Source organism: Streptomyces sp. NPDC002935, from assembly GCF_040611295.1.
In the GTDB taxonomy this organism is placed as follows: Bacteria; Actinomycetota; Actinomycetes; order Streptomycetales; family Streptomycetaceae; genus Streptomyces.
Genome location: NZ_JBEXNW010000009.1, coordinates 22,395 through 41,573 on the forward strand (window position 1 = coordinate 22,395; position 19,179 = coordinate 41,573).

Genomic DNA, 19,179 nt, shown 5'->3' on the forward strand with positions numbered 1-19,179 from the left:
CGCCGGGTGCGACGGGTTCGGATCGTCAGCGGCCCTTGAAGCGGGGGCTCCGGCGTTCCACGAAGCTCGCCACGCCCTCGTTGGCGTCCGCCGTCGTCATGTTGATCTCCTGTGCCGCGGCCTCTGCGGCGAACGCGGCGGCGCGGTCGGTGTCGAGGGAAGCGTTGACCAGCTGTTTGGTGAGGGCGAGGGCGCGGGTCGGCCCGGCGGCGAGCCGCTCGGACCACTCGCGTGCCGTCTTCTCCAACTCCTCGGGCGGTACGACCCTGTTGACGAGCCCGATCCGCTCCGCGTCCGCGGCGCTCAGCGCGTCGCCGAAGAACATCAGCTCTTTGGCGCGCTGCGGACCGACGAGGCGGGGCAGCAGATAGGCCCCGCCGCCGTCCGGTACGAGACCGCGGCGCACGAACACCTCGATGAACCTGGCCGGTTCGGCCGCCAGGACGAGGTCGCACGCGAAGGCGAGATGCGCGCCGATCCCTGCCGCCGTGCCGTTGACCGCCGCGATCACCGGCTTCTCGCAGTCGAGGACGGCGGCGATCAGGCGCTGCGCGCCCAGCCGGATGGTGCGGGCGACATCGCCGGCCACCCGTTCCCCCGTGGGCGGACCGCCCCGCAGATCCGCGCCCGCGCAGAACCCGCGGCCGCTCGCGGTGATGACCACGGCCCGCACGCCGGGGTCGGCGGACGCCGCCGCGAGCAGCGCGATCACGCGTTCCCGCTGGTCCCAGGTGAGCGCGTTCATCGCCTCGGGCCGGTTGAGGGTGATCCACGAGACGGCGTTGTCAGTGGTGTGACGTATCAATGAGTCGAGGGGCATTTCGGTCTCAGGGGATGGGGATTCGGGAGCTTCGTGGGGCGCACGGGGGGAGTCGGTCATGGAGGTGCTCCGTTTCGTACGGCGGTGGGGGGCGGGCCTGCCGGTCGGTGCGCGGGGCCGCGCCGGTGGAGGCGTCGGCTCAGCGACACACCACCAGCGCGTCCAGGGCCACGGCCCCCTGCCCCCGCGGCAGCACCATCAGCGGGTTGATGTCCAGCTCGGAGACGTCGTCCCCGAGTTCGAGCGCCATGCGCTGCACCCGGATCACGACCTCGACGAGCGCGTCCACGTCCACTGGCGGAGCCCCGCGCACCCCGTCGAGGAGCGCCCGCCCCCGCAGCTCGGACAGCATGGCCCGCGCCTGGTCCTCGCCGAACGGCGGCACGCGTACGGCGGCGTCGCGCAGCACCTCGACGAGCACCCCGCCGAGCCCGACGGTCACGGTCGGCCCGAAGAGCTCGTCATGCGTGACGCCGACCACCATCTCGACGCCCCGTTCGACCATCTGGCAGACGAGGACGCCGTCGAGGGAGATGCCTTCGTACCGGGCGATGTCGGTCAGCTCGCGATAGGCATCGCGGACCTGACTGGCGGAGGTCAACCCGATCTTCACCAGGCCGAGTTCGGTCTTGTGGGCGATCTGCGCGCCGGAGGCCTTCATGACGACCGGGTAGCCGACCTGGCTCGCCGCCCGCACCGCCGCGGCCGCGCTGGTGACCAACTGCTCGCGCGGTACGCGGATTCCGTACGCGCGCAGCAGCTGCTTCGCCGCGTGTTCGCTTAGCTGCTGGCCCGGGCGCATCAGGGCCTGGGCCTTGCGGAAGGAGGGCGAGGGGGTGCGCGGGGCCTCGTCGAAGGGCGAGCGGTAGGCGGCGGTGAACCGCGCGTGGTCGAGGTGGGCGCGGACGGCGGTGATGCAGTTGGCGAACGTACGGAAGGTGGCGACCCGGGAGGAACCGAGCAGGGTCTCGCGGTAGGCCGCCTCGGTGCCGACCGGCGACCCCCACACCACGCACACCAGCTTGTCCGTCTGTTCCGCCGCGTCCACCAGGTCCTGCGCCAGCTTGTCGCTCATGGGCGGGAAGGGCCCCGTGATCGGGCAGATCAGCACTCCGACGGCGGGGTCGGCGAGGATCGCGTCGATGATCTTCCGGCCGCGCCAGTCGCCGACCGGGTGGCCGCCGTTGTCGACCGGGTTGGCGACGTTCAGGTAGTCGGGTATCCAGGTGTGCAGTTCGGCCTGTTTGGCGTCCGAGAGGACCGGCAGGTCCAGCCCCGCCCCGCTCGCCAGGTCCGCGAAGTGCGCGCCCGTGCCGCCCGAGATCGAATAGACGACGACCCCGTCGGCCTGCGGTGCGCGGGCCCGTGCCAACAGGGCCGCGGTGTCCTGGAGTTCGTCGAGTCCGTCGACGCGGATCACGCCGTACTGCCGCATCGCCGCGTCCACCACCGTGTCGGCTCCGGTCAGTTTGCCGGTGTGCGATGCGGCGGTGCGGGCGCCGGTCTCGGTGCGGCCGACCTTGACCGCGACGACGGGGACTCCGCGCCGGGCGGCGCGGTCGGCGGCGAGGAGGAAGGAGCGGCCGTCCTTGAGTCCCTCGACGTAGCAGGCGATGGCGCCGACCTCGGGCCGTTCGGAGAAGTAGGAGATGAAGTCGGCGGTCTCCAGGTCGGCCTCGTTGCCGGTGGGCGCCCAGTGGGAGAGGCGGACGCCGAGCTGCTGCATGGCGAACACCGGCCGGCCCTGGTGGCCGGACTGGGTGATGAGGGCGACCGCGGGGCCGTCGAGGTCGTCGCGGAAGTTCTCGAAGGCGTTGAGGTTGGTGTTGGGCCCGAGCAGCCGCAGACCGGAGCGGCGCACGGCGGCGGCGAGCCGGGTCTGCGCGGCGGCGCCCTCGGCCCCGGTCTCGGCGAACCCGGAGGCGAAGGCGACCGCGAACCTCACCTTGGCCTCGGTTAGTTCCTCGATGACCGGAAGGGGGTCGCCGACGAGGAGCACGGCCAGATCCACCTGCTCCGGCAGGTCCGCGACGGAAGGGAGGCACGGCAGGCCGAAGACGGACCGGCGCGTCGGGTGCACCGGGTGCAGCCGGGCGCCGACCCGCTCGGCCCAGCCGATCAGCTGCCGGGTGATCCCGGTGTTCGGCCGCCCCTCGGTGTCCGAGGCGCCGATCACGGCCACGGACTCGGGTCGGAAGAAGCGGTCCAGATCGGGTACGTCGGCGTACAGCGGGCGACCGCTGACGTCCAGGTCGTCGACCTCGGCCGGCCGTCCGTGCACGACCGGTGAGGGTTGCTCGCCGCAGGCGATGACCCGGGCCCGGCGGGAGTCGGTGGTGAGGGTGCCGTGGGTTGATCCAAGCATCGGTCCGCCCGCTCCTGTGTGACAGCCAACTTTTAACTGACGCAGTGTCAGATTACTTAACTGACGCCGCGTCAGGAACCGTTGTGCAGGCAAAGGCTGCGAAGGGGGAGCGGGAGGGCGTCGGAACACCGGGCGCGCGAAGGCGTGAGCCGGGCACCCGGTACGTACCCGCCCGGCGAGGCGGGGGAACCCGCGGGCGGGTGGGCGACGGCCACCGCGGGCGGACGACGGTCACCGCCGGTGGGCGGGCGACGGTCACCGGGGTGGGTGGACGACGGCCACCGCTCGCGACGGGCAGCAGGGGGCGATCCGCCCGCCGGCGTCTGTCGAGGGACGGGCGGGGATGTCTGCCGACGCCTGCTCGGGCGCGGGCGGGGTGGTTGGGGGTGTCAGGGTGCGGTGGGGGATGCGGCCCGGGTCTTGGAGATGTGCCGGGCCACCGCCTTCGCGATCTTCTCGGCGTCGAGGGCGAGTTCGCGGAACATGCCGCTGATGGGGTTGGTGAAGCCGGTGAAGTACAGGCCGGGCGCGTTCTTCGGGCTGTGTCCGCCGTGCACGACCGGGCGTCCGCGGCCGTCGAGCACGTCGAGGTGTCCGACGACGTCCTCCAGTGCCTGCTTGTATCCCGTCGCGGCGATCACGACGTCCGGGCCGATCCGGGTCCCGTCGGCGAGCACGGCCTTGCTGTCCTCGAACCCCTCGACCGCGGCCACGATCTCGACCTTCCCCTTGCGGACGGCGTCGATGAGGCCGACGTCCTGGACGGGGATGGAGCCTTCCTTGACGCGGGAGTAGAGCCCGGTGCCGGGACGGGGCAGTCCCTGCGCCGCCAGGTCGGGCACGCTCAGCCGCGCCATCGGCCCGGCCAGCCCGTCCACGAGGCGCACCGGCAGCCGCCGTACGAGAATGCCCGTGAACTGCGCGGCCCAGCCGGCCGTCGAGCGGCGCACGATGTGCGGCACGGTGCGCACGGACAGCCGGACGCGCGAGGCGCCGCCCTCGACCAGGTCCACGGCGATCTCGGCGCCCGTGTTGCCGACGCCGACGACGAGGACGTCACGGCCCGCGTGGGGGGCCGGGTTGCGGTACTCGCCGGCGTGCAGCAGCTCACCGGTGTAGGTGTCGCGGCCCGGCCAGTCGGGGACGCGCGGGGTGTGGTTGTAGCCGGTCGCGACGACCACCGCGCTGCCGGTCAGCTCGCGGCCGCCGGTGGCGTGCAGCAGCCAGCCGTCGCCGCCCGGGGCGGGCTCGATGCGCGAGACCTCGACGCCCGTGACGATCTCCAGCTCGTGGTGCTCGGCGTACTTCTCCAGATAGCGCACCACGTTGTCGCGCGACACCCATCGCCCGAACGAGCGCGGCATCGGCAGCCCCGGCAGCGCGGACAGCCGCCGGGTGGTGTGCAGATGCAGCCGGTCGTAGTGGTTCCGCCAGGACGCGCCGACCTGGTCCGACTTCTCGAGCACGACAGCCCGTACGCCCCGGGTGCGCAGTGCGTGGGCAGCCGCGAGCCCTCCGGGGCCGCCTCCGATCACGTACACGGGGCGGTCCTCGTGGGACGGCACCGTGCGAGGGGTCGTGGAAGCAGTCGAGTCGGCCATAGCGCGAGCGTAATCACGACTTTGGTTGATAGGTCTCGGTCAAGACCGGAATCGGTTGCGAACTGGTCACGTCTGTGGGAGGAGTGCGTGGGACTGGTGGCGTAGATCACTTCAGTGTGGTGAGGGCGTGCGAAAAGCGCGTTGTCGCCGCAGGTGAGCGCCGGGGAATACGCCCTTTGTGGGAGCGCGGGATCGGCTCCGCGCGCACGCCTGTGGAGGGGGTGAATCGGGTGGGGGGTCGCCCCCGCGTCGGTGACGTACTCCTTGCCGAGAGGTACCGGCCTCTTGCGCGGGCGCCCCGGTGCATCGAAACTGACGTTCCGTCAGATCCGGTGCGCTGCGGGAGGTTCGGCCATGGAAACGATCTGGCTCGGCGGGGCGGAATGGCTGGCCGTGCTCCGTATCGGGCTCGGGCTCTGGTGGCTGGAGAGCTGGCGGCACAAGGACAGGAAGGGCTGGTTCGAGCGGGGGACCGGGATCGCGTGGGCGGCGGATGTCGCGGCCAAGCACCGGTGGAACGCCGTGCGGTCCGGTTTCGACGCCGTCGTCGCACCGCGCCCGCGGACGATGGCGTACGTCGTCGTGTACGCGGAGCTGGCCCTCGGCCTCGGGCTGGTGGCCGGACTGCTGACACCCGTCGCCCTGGTCGGAGGACTGCTGCTCAACGTCCTCTACTTCACGCTCATGATCCACGACTGGGCGGAGCAGGGGCAGAACGCGATGATGGCGCTGGTCTCGGCCGTCGGGCTGTTCGGGATGTCCTGGCAGACGTGGTCACTGGACAGCGCGCTGGGGCTCTTCTCGTGAGCGGGCCCGCGCGAGGTGGCGATGCGACGGGGCCGGCGCGGGGACTCGACGTCCCGGAGGTGGATGCCTTCACCCGCCCGTACTGGGACGCGGCGGCCGAGGGTCGGCTGCTGATCCGGCACTGCGCCGCCTGCGACCGCGCTCACCACTACCCCCGGGAGTTCTGCCCGCGGTGCTGGAGCGAGGACGTGAGCTGGCGGCCCGCGAGCGGCCGCGCCACGCTCTACACCTGGTCCGTCGTCCACCGCAACGATCTGCCGCCGTTCGGCGAGCGCGTGCCGTACGTCGCCGCCGTCGTCGACCTGGCGGAGGGACCCCGGATGATGACCGAGGTGGTCGAGTGCGAGGAGGCCGCGCTGCGGGTCGGGATGAACCTGGAGGTGGCGTTCCGGGCGGGAATCCCGGTGTTCCGACCCGCGTCACGCGCCGGGGACCGACCCTGACCGGTGCGGCGGCCGACCTGCACGGAAGCCGACTTCGCCCGGCGCGGAAGCCGGACCGCCCCGGGCTTCTTCCGGGAGCCCCGGCCCGCCCAGGGAGTGACCCGTGGGCATGAAGGGGTTTCAATGACTGGATGTCCGACGTCCATGAGCAGTTCGCCGTCCATCCCTTCCCCGAGCTGACAGGCCTAGGTCTGCGGCTGCGCCCCTGGGACCCGGAGTCCGACGCCGATGTCTCGGCGTATCTGCACGGGCTGGCCGATCCCGAGTTCCAGCGCTGGAACACCCCGCTCAGATTCGTCCGGGACATCGACGCCGCCCGTGAGGCGCTCCGGTCGCGCGTCGCCGCCGCGACGAACGGCACCGGGGTCTCCTTCTGCGTCACCGACGCCGAGACCGGCGAGACGCTGGGCCACATCGGCATCAACGAGATCGACCACGTCATGAGCTGCGCCCGCGTCGGCTACTGGGTCCTGCCGGAGTCCCGCGGCCGCCAGGTCGCCACCCGCGCCCTCACCCTCGCGGCCCGCTACGCCTTCGTCGACCTCGCCCTGCACCGCCTCGACCTCGGCCACGCCGTGGGCCACGACCTGTCCTGCCGCGTCGCCGAGCGCTGCGGATTCCGGTACGAGGGGACCCTGCGCGGCGCGATGTTCGAGGCGGGCCGCCACGACGCGTTCCGCGACGTACATCTGCACGGACGGCTGGTGACGGACCCGGAACCAGCGCCGGCGCCGTAACGCCCGGGAGCATGTGTCGCCGCGGTGAGCACGCAGGTGTACGTCGCCCCCGGGGCCCGGGGCGACGCGGACGCCCGCCGAAAATCGGAGGCGCGGCGCGGACGCCCGCCGAAAATCGGAGGCGCGGCGCGGTGGCTCCACGGGATCATCGGACATGACCTCCTCCGTGGCATACGACTGGCGGCTCACCCGTGACCTCGACGCGTTTCTCGGCCGGGCCGGGGACTTTCTCCGCTCGCGGCCCGCGCAGCACACCGTCGCCCTGACCGTGACGGACGCGCTGCGGAGGCGGGGGACGCGTCAGTTCGGACAGGACGCGCCGGTCTTCGGGTCCCTGGAGCGGGACGGGGCGGTCCGGGCGACCTTCTTCCGTACGCCCCCGTACCGGCTGAACCTCACGCCGCTGGACGAGCGGGGCGCGGACACCCTCGCCGCGCTGCTCGCGGACGCGGAGATCGAGGTGCCCGGTGTCTCCGCCGACACGGACACGGCCGCGGCTTTCACCGGGGCCTGGCGGCGGCGGACCGGAGCGAGGGCCGCGCTGCAGCGGAGCGAGCGGCTGTACCGGCTCGGCGACCTCACCGTGCCCGAACCCGCGCCGCCCGGCCGGGCCAAGGTCGCGAGCGACGCCGACCGTGACCTGCTCGCCCGCTGGTACACGGAGTTCGCCGAGGCCATCGGCGAAGGCGGGTACGGCGAGCCCGGAGCCTGGGCCGACGACCGGATCTCCTACGGCGGCATCACCCTCTGGGAGGCCCCCGACGGCACCCCCGTCGCCATGGCGGGCGGTTCGGCTCCGGTCGCCGGACAGGTGCGCGTCGCCCCCGTCTACACCCCGGCCCACCTGCGCGGCCGTGGTTACGCCGGTGCCGTCACCGCCGAGGTGAGCCGCGCCGCGCTCGCCGCCGGTGTCCAGGAGGTGCTGCTCTTCACCGACCTCGCCAATCCGACCAGCAACGGCCTCTACCAGCGCATCGGCTACCGCCCCGTCTCGGATTTCGCGACGTACGACTTCACGTACGACCGCGCGCGGGGCGACGAGCAGGACCGCGCGCGGAACGGCGCCCGGGGCGACGGGTAGGACGTCGTGCTCCTGGTCACCGTCGTCGTCACGGCCACAGCAGCTCTGTGGCCCAACCGGAGTCCGTGCGGCGGTAGACGAGCCGTGCGTGGCGTCGGCGGGCGTCGCCCTGGAAGAACTCCACCTCGTCCGGGCGGAGGCGGTAGAGGGTCCAGGTGGGGGCGGGGGAGTGCGGGGCGTTCTCGGCCCGTTCCCAGGCCGCGTCCGACGCCCGGTCCAGTTCCGCCCGCGAGGGCAGGACCTCGCTCTGGTGGCCCACCAGAGCGGCGGCCAGCGCCCCCGTGGACCGGGCGTGCAGGTCCGCCTGGCTCTCCTCGGGCGGTGCGACGGTGACGGGGCCGCGGAGCCGGATCTGACGTCCCTGCGCGGGCCAGTAGAAGCCGAGGGCCGCGTACGGGCGTGCGGTCAGCTGTCGTCCCTTGCGGCTCGTCACGTGCGAGGCGAACGCCCAGCCCCGGGCATCCGCGCCGTGCAGCATCACCGTCCGGACGTCGGGCAGTCCGTCCTCGTCGGCCGTCGCCAGCGACACCGTGTGCGGCTCGGTCTGTCCGGCCGCCACCGCTTCCGCGAACCATCGTGTGAACAGGGCCAGCGGGTCCGCCGGGGCCTCCTCCGGGTCGAAGCCGGGCAGCTCCGTGTCCCACACCCGCAGCGATCTCAGCAGCTCATGAAGATCCGGTTCCATGGCCCCGAGTATCACTCGGGACGGGTCGACACCGCCGCCGCCGTGTCGACGGTGGCCGCCCCCACACCCTCACCCGGACCCCTCACCCCCGCCCCAGCACCACCGTCCCCGACGAGCAGAACCAGCCACCCGTCCCGGACACCACCGCCAGCTCGGGCAGCGTGCCGTCGGGGCGGCGCACCTGCCGTTGCTCCGGCAGCTCGCCCCGTAGCTGCCGTACGGCCTCCACCAGCAGGAACAGGCCGCGCATTCCGGGGTGTTGGGCCGACAGTCCGCCTCCGTCGGTGTTCACCGGCAGTTCCCCGTCCACCAGCAGCCGTCCCTTCGCCGCGTCCACGAAGGCCCCGCCCTCACCCTTGGCGCAGAAGCCGAGGTCCTCCAGCGTCACGAGGGTCATGTAGGTGAAGGCGTCGTAGATCTCGGCGAAGTCGATCTCGTCCGGGCGGACTCCGGCGCGTTCGAAGGCGAGCCGGCCACTCACCGCCGCCGGGGAGACGGTGAAGTCCGCCCACTCGGACATGGTGGTGTGGGAGACGTGTTCACCGGTCCCGAGCACCCACACCGGGGCCGTACGGCAGTCGCGTACGTACTCCTCGGCCGCCAGCAGCACCGCCGCGCCGCCGTCGGAGCGGATGCAGCAGTGCAGCTTGGTGAAGGGGTCCGCGATCATCGGCCCCGACAGGACGTCGTCGACGGTGACCGGGGCGCGGAACATCGCCTCCGGGTTGTGGGCGGCGTTCGCGCGGGCCTGGACGGCGACCGAGGCGAGCTGTTCGAGGGTGGTGCCGTAGGTGTGCATGTGGCGGCGCGCGGCCATCGCGTACTTGGCGATGAGTGTGTGGCCGTACGGGACCTCGAACTGGAGCGGGCCCCGGGCGCCGAAGGAGAGGTTGCCGGTGCGGCGGCCCGCTCTGATGTCGGCGCGGGCGGTGGAGCCGTAGACGAGCAGGACGGCGTCGGCGTGGCCCGCCGCGATCGCGTCGGCCGCGTGGGCCGCCATGACCTCCCAGGTGGACCCGCCGACGGAGGTCGAGTCGACCCACGTGGGTTGCAGCCCCAGGTATTCGGCCACTTCGACGGGTGCGAGGGTGCCGAGGCCCGCCGACGCGAAACCGTCGATCACCGAGCGGTCCAGGCCGGAGTCGGCCAGCGCGCGGCGCGCGGCCTGGGCGTGCAGCGCGTACGGGGTCGCCTCGTCCACGCGGCCGCAGTCGGACAGGGATATGCCGACGACGGCGACCTTGCGACGGCTGTGGCCCGGGGTGGCATGCGTCATGAATCTGACGGTACATCAGATGACTGCATCGGATAACTGCTCCGCCGGGAGGTGGTCGCACCCCTGTGCATCTGGAACCCTCCGCCCTAACATGACGGCCCGTCAGATCCGGGATGTCCGCTGCCCCGCTGTCCCGCTGCCCGACGAGGGAGGAGCCCGCCCATGGATGCCCATCTCACCGCGGAGCAGGAGGAGATCCGCCGCACGCTGCGGGAGGTGCTGCTGAAACGGTGTGGTCCGGAGGAGCTGAGGGCCGCCGAACAGACCCCCGCCGGCTACGACCCGGCGCTCTGGGAAGCTCTCGCGCAGCAGCTCGGGCTGCCCGGACTCGCCCTCCCCGAGGCGTACGGCGGTGTCGGCTGCTCGGTGACCGAACTCGCCCTCGCCTGTGAGGAGTCGGGCCGCGCTCTCGCTCCCTCGCCGCTGCTGGGCACCGCCGTTCTCGCCGCCCCGCTGATCCTGGCCCTCGGCACCGAGGCCCAGCGTGCCGCCCTGTTGCCGCCGCTGGCCTCGGGCGGGCTGACCGCCGCCCTCGCGGTACCGGGCGCGGGCCTGGCCACCGCCCTCGGGCTGGTCGGCGACAACCATGGCGACTGGGCCGGTGGCGGGCGGGCCGGAGGCGTCCAGGCGCGCCGGGCCGAGGGCGTGTGGCGGCTCTACGGGCAGGCGGCGCAGGTGCTCGACGGGCACAGTGCCGGGCTGCTGGTGGTGGCCGCGCACACCGGCGGGTTCGCGCGCTCGCGGACGCTGCTGTTCCTGGTGAGGACCGGTGCCGACGGGCTCGTACGCGCACGGCAGACGTCCTTGGACGGGACGCGGCCGCAGGCCCGGATCGAACTGCGGGACGTGGAAGCCGAGTTGCTGGGCGACGAGCAGGCCGACGTGCCCGCCGCGCTGGCCGCCGTCGGGGACACCGCCGCCGCCGTCCTCGCCGTCGAGGCCGTGGGCGCCGCCGACCGCGCGCTGGAACGCACCGTCGAATACGTGCGCCGGCGTGAGCAGTTCGGGCGGGCGATCGGCTCCTTCCAGGCGGTCAAGCACCGGCTCGCGGATGTGTACGTGGGGGTGCGGTCGGCGCGCTCGGCGGCCTACTACGCGGCGTGGGCCTCCGGGGCGGGCGGCGAGCGCGTGGGAGGTCTCGCGCTCGCCCAGGCGCTGGAGTCACTGCGCACCGCCGCCTCCGAGGGCATCCAGCTGCACGGCGGCATCGGCTTCACCTGGGAGCACGACGCCCATCTCTATTTCAAGCGCGCGTCCGGCGACGAACTGCTCTTCGGCCCCGTGCACCGGTTGCGCGCCCACGCCGCCGACGCCGCACGTCTCTTCGACGGCGGGGAGGTGGCGGTCTGATGGCGGCGGCCAGGCGTTCGCGTACGGGGACCGGTTTGGGATCCGGTACGGAGGGGAGGGCGGGTACGGGGACCGGGGCGAGGGGGATTCCCGGAGTGCGGCTGGTGCAGAGGGTGTCCTCGACCCGGACCTTCGCCAGGGTGGCCCCCCATCTCATCCCGGCCCTCGACCGTGCCGTGCACCGGCTGACGCGCGGCAAGGTGCTGCTCAGCGCGCAGATGCTGCCGGGGGTCGTCCTCACCGCGCGCGGCGCCAGGAGCGGCCTGGAGCGCCGCACGCCGCTGGCCTGCATGCCGGAGGGCGACGCGGCGGGTGCCGTGTCGGCCGAGACGCGGGCCGAGGCATCGGGTGCGGTGTCGGGTGCCGGCTGGATTCTCATCGGGTCCAACTTCGGCCGGACGGGCCACCCCGCCTGGACCGCGAACCTGCTCGCCCATCCCGACGCCGTCATCAACTGGAAGGGCGAGGACATCCCTGTGACCGCCCGACTCCTCACGGGTGAGGAACGGGCCGCGGTCTGGAAGAAGGCGCTGGCGTTCTGGCCGCCGTACGCCACCTATCAGGCCCGGGTGGACCGGGAGATACGGCTGTTCAGGATCATGCGGCGGACGGCGCCCGCGGGTGCCCCGGAAAGCGAGGTGCGCTCCGGCTGAACGGACCGTTGGTTCCAGGTTCTTGCCCGGACAGCGCAGCGGGCGGCAGCCCACCGGAATGTTCCTCCGGACGAACTGCCGCCCACCTGACAGGAACTGGGGCGATCAGGAGCGGGAAGCTACTTCGTCGGCTTCTTCCCGGTCACGCCCAGATACACCAACAGCGCAAGATTCGGCTTGAGTTCAGCCTGTTTGACGCCCCACGTCTGGAAGCCCTTCTGGTGCGAGGCGACCGCCGCGAGCATGGCGACGAGGGAACCGGCCATCGCGGCGGGGTTCACGTCCTTGTCGACCTTGCCCTTGGCCTGGAGGTCGGTGACCGAGTCCGTAAGGGAGTTGTTGACGGAGTTCAGGATCTTCATGCGGATCTTGTAGAACCGCTTGTCGCCCTCGGCGGCACCGAGGTCGACGACCCTGAGGATCGCGTCGTTCCTCCGCCAGAACTCCAGGAAGCCGTCGACGAGTTCCTGCGCGGTCTGCCAGCCGGCCTTGCCGACCCAGGAACGTCCTTCGAGCAACTGGGTCAACCCCGCGCCCTCGGCGGCCATTTGCTCGGCGATCTCCAGGACGGCGCCTTCGACGTCCGGGAAGTACTGGTAGAAGGTCGCCGGTGAAGTGCCTGCCTTCCGGGCGACGTCAATGACTTTGACATCCCGGTAGGGCGAGGAGCTGAGCATCTCGCTGAGGCAGTCGAGCAGCTTCTGCCGGGTCGCCTGCCCACGCCGTCCGGCCACGCGGCCGTCGACGGTACGCACTTGTCCTGTCATGCCGTCAGCTTACCGAGGGGTGATCGGAGCGCGATTCGGCCGACTGCAAATGGGGTGCGGCCGTACATCGCGGGGGTTGAACGGGGGTTCAGCGAGGGTTCAGCGAGGGATTCAACCGGGGCTCACCGGGTCGCCGAGAAAGGTTCTTCGGTGTTCCCCGGGGAGTTCTTCGACGTTCCCGGGGGTTCGTGGGTTTCCCTACCCCCGAAGGGCGCCCGCGTTCCCGTGCGGGGCCTCTGAGCAGGGGCGGGGCATCACCGGAGCAGGTGCGTCTGCTCTGCGGGATGCGGAAAGGGCCGTTAGCTTGGCCGCATGGCCGAATCAGCCGTTGTCGCCGCGTTCTCCGAGGGTGTGCCCTGCTGGGTGGACGCACAGCTCCCCGACGTCGAGGCGGGCAAGCGCTTCTACGGTGACCTCTTCGGCTGGACCTTCCCCGAGGAGTCCGGCCCGTCGGGCTGGGCGGAGCTGGACGGCGAACCGGTCGCCGCGCTCACGCCCAAGCGGGACGGCCGGATGCCCACCGTGTGGACGGTGTACTTCGCGACGCCGGACGCCGCCGCGCTCACCCGGCGGATCACGGCGGAAGGCGGCCAGATCATCACCGCGCCCACGGAGGCCGGCGCAGCGGGCGAGCTGGGGACGGCCGCCCTCGCCACCGATCCGGAGGGCGCCGTCTTCGGCCTGTGGCAGCCCGGCACCCACGCCGGTTTCGCCAGGCGCCACGAGCGGCGCACGTTCTGCTGGGCCGAGCTGTACGCGCGCGACACCGCGACCGTCGACCGCTTCTACGGCGCCCTGTTCCACGACGCGCTGTTCGGGCCCGACGCGACCCCCGACTTCGGCCGGGTCCCCGTCTCGGGCGTCTTTCCGGCCGAGATGCCGCCCCACTTCCTCGTCCACTTCGGGGTCGAGGACTGCGACGAGACACTCGGGACGGTGAACCGGCTCGGCGGCCGTGTCCAGGTGACACCCTTCGACACGTCGTACGGGCGGGTGGCCGTCGTCACGGACAATCAGGGTGCGTCGTTCGCGGTACTTCAACGTTGAAGTTGCTTCGACCAGCGGCGACGATGCTTCGGTGGTGACGATGCTTCAACGTTGGAGTTGATTCGGCGGCACGGGCGGAACGCTTCTGCGGTGCGGGGCGCGGCACTTCGGCAGTCTTCGACAGTGAGGGACAGCACTTCCGGGGTGAAGGACGGGGTACTTCTGGGGTGAGGGGCGCATTTCGTCCTTGAACCGTCGCGCCCTGGCGGCCGTACTCCTGCGGGGGCGGTTGTTTTGTCACGAGACACCCCGATCCGCCCCCGGGTTCGCAACCTGTGGCCCGGCCAGGAAGAATCGGGGTGCGTGCCGCCATGGCGGTGCGGTGGTGAGACGCTGCACTGGGCCGCGTTCATACGTGGATGACGTGACCCGTACGGGGAGGTGGCAGGCAAGTGGTGGATCAGCTGACGCAGCACGATCCGCGCCGGATCGGGCCGTTCGAGGTGCTGGGACGGCTGGGTGCCGGCGGCATGGGGCTGGTCTATCTCGCGCGCTCGGCTTCCGGCCGACGTGTGGCGATCAAGACGGTCAGGACGGAGCTCGCCGAGGACCAGCTTTTCCGGGTCCGTTTCTCGCGCGAGGTCGAGGCGGCCCGCGCCGTGTCGGGCTTCTACACGGCGGCCGTGGTCGACGCCGACGCCCGTGCCGCGGTGCCGTGGCTGGCCACCGCCTACGTACCCGCGCCCTCGCTCGAGGAAATAGTGAATGAGTGCGGGCCGCTCCCGGCCCAGGCGGTGCGCTGGCTCGCGGCGGGCGTCGCGGAGGCGCTGCAGTCGATCCACGGCGCGGGACTCGTCCACCGTGACCTGAAGCCCTCCAACGTCCTGGTGGTCGAGGACGGGCCGCGGGTGATCGACTTCGGCATCGCGTCCGGCGTCTCGAACACCCGTCTGACCATGACCAATGTCGCCGTCGGCACACCCGCCTACATGTCGCCCGAGCAGGCGAAGGACTCGCGCAGTGTGACCGGCGCGAGCGACGTCTTCTCGCTCGGCTCGATGCTCGTCTTCGCGGCCACCGGACACGCCCCCTTCCACGGCGCCAACCCCGTCGAGACGGTCTTCATGCTGCTCCGCGAGGGCCCGGACCTCGAAGGCCTGCCCGATGAGCTGCGCCCGCTCATCGAGTCCTGCATGCAGATGGACGCCACGGCCCGCCCCAACCCCGCCGACCTCCAGGCCCAGCTCGCTCCCCATCTCTTCGGCTCCGGCTCCGACGACAGCGGTACGGCGTCGGCGTGGCTGCCCGAGCGGGCGGTGGGCCTGATCGAGACGCGCCGCGGGGGCCGTCCGCCGGTGAAGGCGCCGGCCGGCGGAAGCGGACGCAGTGGCGGGGGGCGCGCGGTTCCTCCGCCTCCTTCGCACGCTCCGGTGCCCGTGGGGGCGCCCGACCCCGGCCCCGTGCGGCTCGCGGGCGGCAAGGTGCCCATCGGTCCCGGACCGCGCGTCGCGGACGCCCGCGCGGCCGCCGTGAAGGCGCCGCCCCCGGAAGCCGGGCTCGCGGCGTCCTGGTCCCGGCCGCGCATCGGCGTGAACGGCGCCGACGCGGCGCCCGCGCCCACGGTCGCGCCTCCCGCGCCCGACGCGGCCGGCGGCTGGCGCCCCTGGCGCTTCCGTATGTCGAACGACGTCTGGGGCACCCCCTCGGTCGCCGGCGACCTCGTCTACGTCACCTCCTTCGAAGTCCACGCCCTCGATGTGGCGACCGGCCGCCGCCGTTTCAAGACACGTGACGTGGCGTGGTCGATGGCGGTGGCGGACGGCCGTATCCACGCGTCCGACGGGCCGACGCTGTTCGCGCTCGAAGCCAGGGAGGGCGGGGACCTCTGGCGCCTGTCCACGGACGCCTGGGTCTATTCACTGCAGGCCGACCGAGGGACGGTCGTCACCGGAACACGCGGGGGCGGCATCCAGGCCTGGGAGGCCTCGAACGGCCAGAAGCTCTGGGAGATCACCGGCTGCCAGACCGACTTCGAGTCCCCGGAGGCCGGTCCGGCGCTCCACGACGGCACGGTCTACGTCTGGAAGGACGCACGGCTGCGGGCGCTGGAGGCCCGTACGGGCGAGGAGCGATGGTCGTACCCGATCGGTGACGCGGCCTCCTGTGGCGGTGTACCGGTCCGCCTCACCCACGCGCCCGACGGCTACGTCTACATCTCCGCCGGCACCCGGGTCCTCGCCGTCGATGTGGCGAGCGGGCACGTCCGCTGGCACTTCGAGGCCCCGGCCGTCTTCCTCTGCCCGCCCACCTTCGCTCCGGGCCCGGCGGTCACGGGCGGCGGTGTCTACCTGGCCGACTACCTCGGCACGGTGTACGCCCTCGACGCGACCGACGGCCGCGACCGCTGGCGTATCGCCACCGAGTCCCGCGCCTCCACCGAGCCGGTCCTCGTCGCCGCCGGACATGTCCACGTGGGCAGCGGCAAGGGCCTGTACACGCTGGACGCCGTCACCGGCACCCCGAAGTGGCGCTTCCAGGCCGGGGGCGATCTGGTCGGCGCCCCGGCGGTGGCCGAGGGCCGCATCCATTTCGGCTCCACGGACCACCTCCTGTACACGCTGAAGGCCGATGACGGGCGCCTGCGCTGGAAGCTGGCCACCGGCGGCGAGATCACCGGGGCACCCGTGGTCAAGGACGGCGTCGTGTACGCGTGCAGCAAGGACCGCTGTGTGTACGCGCTGGACGCGGAGAAGGGGACAGGGACGGCCCGCACGACGTGAGGGGGCTTCCTCCGGGGACCTCTGTGACGGCCGCCGTACCGGGCACGGAAGGGTCTCCGGACGGCGGCCGTCGTTCGCGCGGGCGGTGTGCGGGACGCCGCTCCGGCTGCTGACGCTACGCCCGGCGTGACGACTCCGCCACACGGAGCGACGGTCGCCCGTTCGGAGGGCTGCCCGGTCGGAGGGCTGCTCAGTTCGAGGGCTGCCCGGTCCGCGGAGCCGGCGTTCGGACGACCCCCCTAGGGACAGGTCCTAGCGCAGCCGGAACCCTGGCAGGCGGGCCGCGAAGAGCCCCGCCTGGCGTTCGCCCGGCAGGTTCCCGAGGGAGACGAGATGCGGGGCGTGCGCGAGGGCCGCCGCCCGGGTCGCCTCCTGCGCCTGCCAGAGCGCCCGTACGGTGCCCTGGACGGCTTCCACCGGGTAGGACGCGATGACGGTCGCACAGGCCACGGCTGCCGCCAACGCGCCCCCCGGGGGCGTGAGTTCGGAGACCAGGCCGACCTCGTAGGCGCGCCGCGCGGAGATCCGTTCGGCGGTCCCCATCAGCGCCATCCGCGCCACCTCCCCGAACGGCATCCGCTGCGCGAGGTAGACGGACTCGTACGCGCTGACCATCCCGTAGGTCGTGTGCGGGTCGAAGAAGGTCGCCTTCTGGTCGGCCACGACGAACTCCGACTCGCCCAGCAGGTAGAAGGCGCCGCCGCACGCCATCCCGTTCACGGCGGCGATCACCGGCTTCCACAGGTCGTTGGCCTTCGGGCCGATCGTGGCGAGCGGATCGTCCACCATGTACGGGGAGTTGGGCTGCGGCACGTCGACGCCCCGGTCGATCCCGGTGCAGAAGGCCCGCGAGCCGGCGCCGGTGACGACGAGCGCCCGTACGGTGTCGTCGAACCGGAACTCGCGCCAGGCGGCGACCAGTTCGGCGGCCGTGTCGAGGTCGATGGCGTTCAGCCGCTCCGGCCGGTCGAGGGTGAGGACGGCGACACCGGTGTCCTTGTCGACGGCGACCCCGAGCCCTCCGCCGCCCGTCCCACCCGTGCCTTTCGCGTTCGTCCCCGTACCCGTCCCCGTACCCGTCCCCGTACCCGTCCCCGCCCCGGCCCCCGCCCCGGCCCCGGCCTCGTCCCCGCCCCCGCTCACGCCCGCTCCAGTATCCAGCGCGGCACGGTCACGCCGTTCACCTCGGTGAACACCGCCTGCACCCGTGCCCCGATCCGAATCCGTTCCGGTGGAACGGAGTTGAGGGGTTCGCCCGGCCCGCTCACCAGATTTCCGACCAGCCGTATCCGTGGCGCGTCGGCGAGTTCCACCACGATCGCGTTGTACGGGGCCTGCGCCGCGTAGGCGGGAAGGAGCGGCGGATGCGGGACGACGTACGACCAGATCCGGCCCCGCCCGCTCATCCTTCGCCACTCGTTCGCGAAGGAGTGGCAGTGCGGGCAGCAGGGGCGGGGCGGGAAGCGGAGTTCGTCGCAGTCGGCGCAGGACTGGACGCGGAGTTCGCCCCGGGCGGCGTACTGCCAGAAGGGCGCGCCGTCGTCGTCGAGGACGGGAGGCAGAAGGGGCTCGTCCGTCCTGCTCGGCCCGGCCATCTCGTTCAGCTCGGCCATCTCGTTCATCTCGGCTCCTCAGCTCCTCAGCAGGAGTGCGGAGGTGGGGACCCCTTCCCCCGCTGTGACCAGGCAGGTCGCCGCCCCCGGCACCTGCGCCGTACTGGTGCCGCGCAACTGCTTCACGCCCTCGTTGATGAGGTTGAAGCCGTGCACATAAGCCTCGCTGAGACCGCCGCCCCCGGTGTTGACGGGCAGCCGTCCGCCGATCTCCAGTGCGCCGCCCTCCGTGAAGGCCGCGCCCTCGCCGCGTCCGCAGAAGCCGTATCCCTCCAGGGAGAGAGGGATGAGAGGCGTGAACGCGTCGTAGATCTGGGCCACATCGATGTCCTCGGGCGTGAAGTCGGCGTGTTTCCACAGGTGTCGGGCGGCGGTCCAGGCGGGTCCGGTGAGGGGGTCGTCGTTCCAGTAGTTGACCATGCCGTGGTGCTGGGCGGGCAGGCCCTGGGCGGCGGAGTGCACGTACACGGGCCGCTGACGGCAGTCGCGGGCGCGCTCGGCGGACACGATCACGCAGGCCAGGGCGCCGTCCGTCTCCAGACAGTTGTCGAAGAGGCAGAGGGGTTCGCTGATCCAGCGGGAGGTCATGTACATCTCGCGGGTCAGCGGGCGCTCGTACATCATCGCGGCCGGGTTCTGGTTGGCGCGGTTGCGGCAGGCCAGTGCCACGTTGAACAGGTGGTCGCGCGTCGCCCCGTACTCGTGCATGTAGCGGCGCGCGAGCATCCCGATCTCGTCGGCGGGCCGCAGCAGTCCGAAGGGCCGGGTCCACTGGGCCGGGGTGGGGAGCTGGACGGCCGTGTTCTTCCAGGGCCGCGGCCCGCTGCCCCGCTTGCGCGAGCGCCAGGCCACGCCCACCGTCGCCTGGCCCGCGGCGATGGCGGCGGCGAGATGGGCGACCGTGGCGCAGGAACCGCCGCCTCCGTACCCGACCTTGCTGAAGAAGGTCAGGTCGCCGAGCCCGACGGCCTTCGCGACCTCGACCTCGTCGGTCTCCTCCATGGTGTAGGAGGCGAGCCCGTCGACCTCGGCGGGCGCGATTCCGGCGTCGTCGAGGGCGGCGAGGATCGCGCGGCAGGCCAAGGCCTTCTCGGACTCGGGGAGTTGTTTGGCGAAGGGAGTCTGTCCGATTCCGACGACGGCCGTGGCGTCCTTGATCCCTGGCATGGGTGCACCTCCGCAGACGGTCCCGGCTGCTGACAGGCCGTCAGGCT

General features: G+C 72.3%; 17 protein-coding genes. 8 read left to right on the forward strand and 9 right to left on the reverse strand.

What is annotated here, in order from left to right:
- Positions 1-25: 25 nt before the first annotated feature.
- From ABZX90_RS14135 to ABZX90_RS14145, 3 genes are all read right to left on the reverse strand, one after another.
- Entirely contained in the window at positions 26-820 is a 795-nt protein-coding gene (locus tag ABZX90_RS14135; RefSeq protein ID WP_355205064.1) for an enoyl-CoA hydratase-related protein, read from the reverse strand.
- Between the two features lie 139 nt (positions 821-959).
- On the reverse strand, positions 960-3,185 hold the full coding sequence (locus ABZX90_RS14140; protein WP_355204644.1) for an acetate--CoA ligase family protein: 2,226 nt from the start codon (positions 3,183-3,185) through the stop codon (positions 960-962).
- A 389-nt stretch (positions 3,186-3,574) separates the two neighbouring features.
- A complete protein-coding gene (locus tag ABZX90_RS14145) occupies positions 3,575-4,786 on the reverse strand; it encodes an NAD(P)/FAD-dependent oxidoreductase (protein ID WP_355204647.1) in 1,212 nt (403 codons plus the stop codon).
- Between the two features lie 354 nt (positions 4,787-5,140).
- Here ABZX90_RS14145 and ABZX90_RS14150 point away from each other — a divergent pair, with 354 nt between their 5' ends.
- The 4 genes from ABZX90_RS14150 (at position 5,141) to ABZX90_RS14165 (ending at position 7,854) form a co-directional block, all read left to right on the forward strand.
- A complete protein-coding gene (locus tag ABZX90_RS14150) occupies positions 5,141-5,593 on the forward strand; it encodes a DoxX family protein (protein WP_355204650.1) in 453 nt (150 codons plus the stop codon).
- Positions 5,594-5,652: 59 nt separating this feature from the next.
- Complete coding sequence (locus ABZX90_RS14155; protein ID WP_351120495.1) at positions 5,653-6,036, forward strand: OB-fold domain-containing protein; 384 nt, start codon at positions 5,653-5,655, stop codon at positions 6,034-6,036.
- A 131-nt stretch (positions 6,037-6,167) separates the two neighbouring features.
- Complete coding sequence (locus ABZX90_RS14160; protein ID WP_351120493.1) at positions 6,168-6,773, forward strand: GNAT family N-acetyltransferase; 606 nt, start codon at positions 6,168-6,170, stop codon at positions 6,771-6,773.
- A 154-nt stretch (positions 6,774-6,927) separates the two neighbouring features.
- Positions 6,928-7,854, forward strand: a complete 927-nt coding sequence (locus tag ABZX90_RS14165; protein WP_355204654.1) for a GNAT family N-acetyltransferase — start codon at positions 6,928-6,930, stop codon at positions 7,852-7,854.
- A gap of 28 nt (positions 7,855-7,882) precedes the next feature.
- On the opposite strand, the gene ABZX90_RS14170 is transcribed toward ABZX90_RS14165, so the two are convergent.
- Together ABZX90_RS14170 and ABZX90_RS14175 are read right to left on the reverse strand one after the other, a co-directional pair.
- Positions 7,883-8,539 carry a pyridoxal 5'-phosphate synthase gene (locus tag ABZX90_RS14170; protein ID WP_355204657.1) on the reverse strand — a complete coding sequence of 219 codons (657 nt, stop codon included), beginning with the start codon at positions 8,537-8,539 and terminating at the stop codon, positions 7,883-7,885.
- Positions 8,540-8,621: 82 nt separating this feature from the next.
- Positions 8,622-9,815 carry an acetyl-CoA acetyltransferase gene (locus ABZX90_RS14175; protein ID WP_351120489.1) on the reverse strand — a complete coding sequence of 398 codons (1,194 nt, stop codon included), beginning with the start codon at positions 9,813-9,815 and terminating at the stop codon, positions 8,622-8,624.
- 162 nt (positions 9,816-9,977) lie between these two features.
- On the opposite strand from ABZX90_RS14175, the gene ABZX90_RS14180 reads away from it, so the two are divergent.
- Both ABZX90_RS14180 and ABZX90_RS14185 read left to right on the forward strand, forming a co-directional pair.
- Entirely contained in the window at positions 9,978-11,165 is a 1,188-nt protein-coding gene (locus ABZX90_RS14180) for an acyl-CoA dehydrogenase family protein (RefSeq protein WP_355204662.1), read from the forward strand.
- Between the two features lie 86 nt (positions 11,166-11,251).
- Positions 11,252-11,818, forward strand: a complete 567-nt coding sequence (locus ABZX90_RS14185) for a nitroreductase/quinone reductase family protein (RefSeq protein ID WP_355205067.1) — start codon at positions 11,252-11,254, stop codon at positions 11,816-11,818.
- 119 nt (positions 11,819-11,937) lie between these two features.
- On the opposite strand, the gene ABZX90_RS14190 is transcribed toward ABZX90_RS14185, so the two are convergent.
- Positions 11,938-12,573, reverse strand: coding sequence for a TetR family transcriptional regulator (locus ABZX90_RS14190; RefSeq protein WP_266765735.1), 636 nt, complete (start codon positions 12,571-12,573; stop codon positions 11,938-11,940).
- Positions 12,574-12,897: 324 nt separating this feature from the next.
- Here ABZX90_RS14190 and ABZX90_RS14195 point away from each other — a divergent pair, with 324 nt between their 5' ends.
- Complete coding sequence (locus tag ABZX90_RS14195) at positions 12,898-13,632, forward strand: VOC family protein (RefSeq protein ID WP_351120484.1); 735 nt, start codon at positions 12,898-12,900, stop codon at positions 13,630-13,632.
- A 392-nt stretch (positions 13,633-14,024) separates the two neighbouring features.
- A complete protein-coding gene (locus tag ABZX90_RS14200; RefSeq protein ID WP_351120482.1) occupies positions 14,025-16,352 on the forward strand; it encodes a serine/threonine-protein kinase in 2,328 nt (775 codons plus the stop codon).
- A 252-nt stretch (positions 16,353-16,604) separates the two neighbouring features.
- Here ABZX90_RS14200 and ABZX90_RS14205 read toward each other — a convergent pair whose 3' ends face one another.
- The 3 genes from ABZX90_RS14205 to ABZX90_RS14215 are packed head-to-tail and all read right to left on the reverse strand — an operon-like array spanning position 16,605 to position 19,132.
- Positions 16,605-17,495 (reverse strand): enoyl-CoA hydratase/isomerase family protein, encoded by an 891-nt coding sequence (locus ABZX90_RS14205; RefSeq protein WP_355204666.1) that lies wholly within the window; start codon positions 17,493-17,495, stop codon positions 16,605-16,607.
- Positions 17,492-17,974, reverse strand: a complete 483-nt coding sequence (locus ABZX90_RS14210) for an OB-fold domain-containing protein (RefSeq protein WP_355204669.1) — start codon at positions 17,972-17,974, stop codon at positions 17,492-17,494. The genes ABZX90_RS14205 and ABZX90_RS14210 overlap by 4 nt, the downstream gene beginning before the upstream one ends.
- A 9-nt stretch (positions 17,975-17,983) precedes the next feature.
- Entirely contained in the window at positions 17,984-19,132 is a 1,149-nt protein-coding gene (locus ABZX90_RS14215; protein WP_355204672.1) for a lipid-transfer protein, read from the reverse strand.
- Positions 19,133-19,179: the final 47 nt, after the last annotated feature.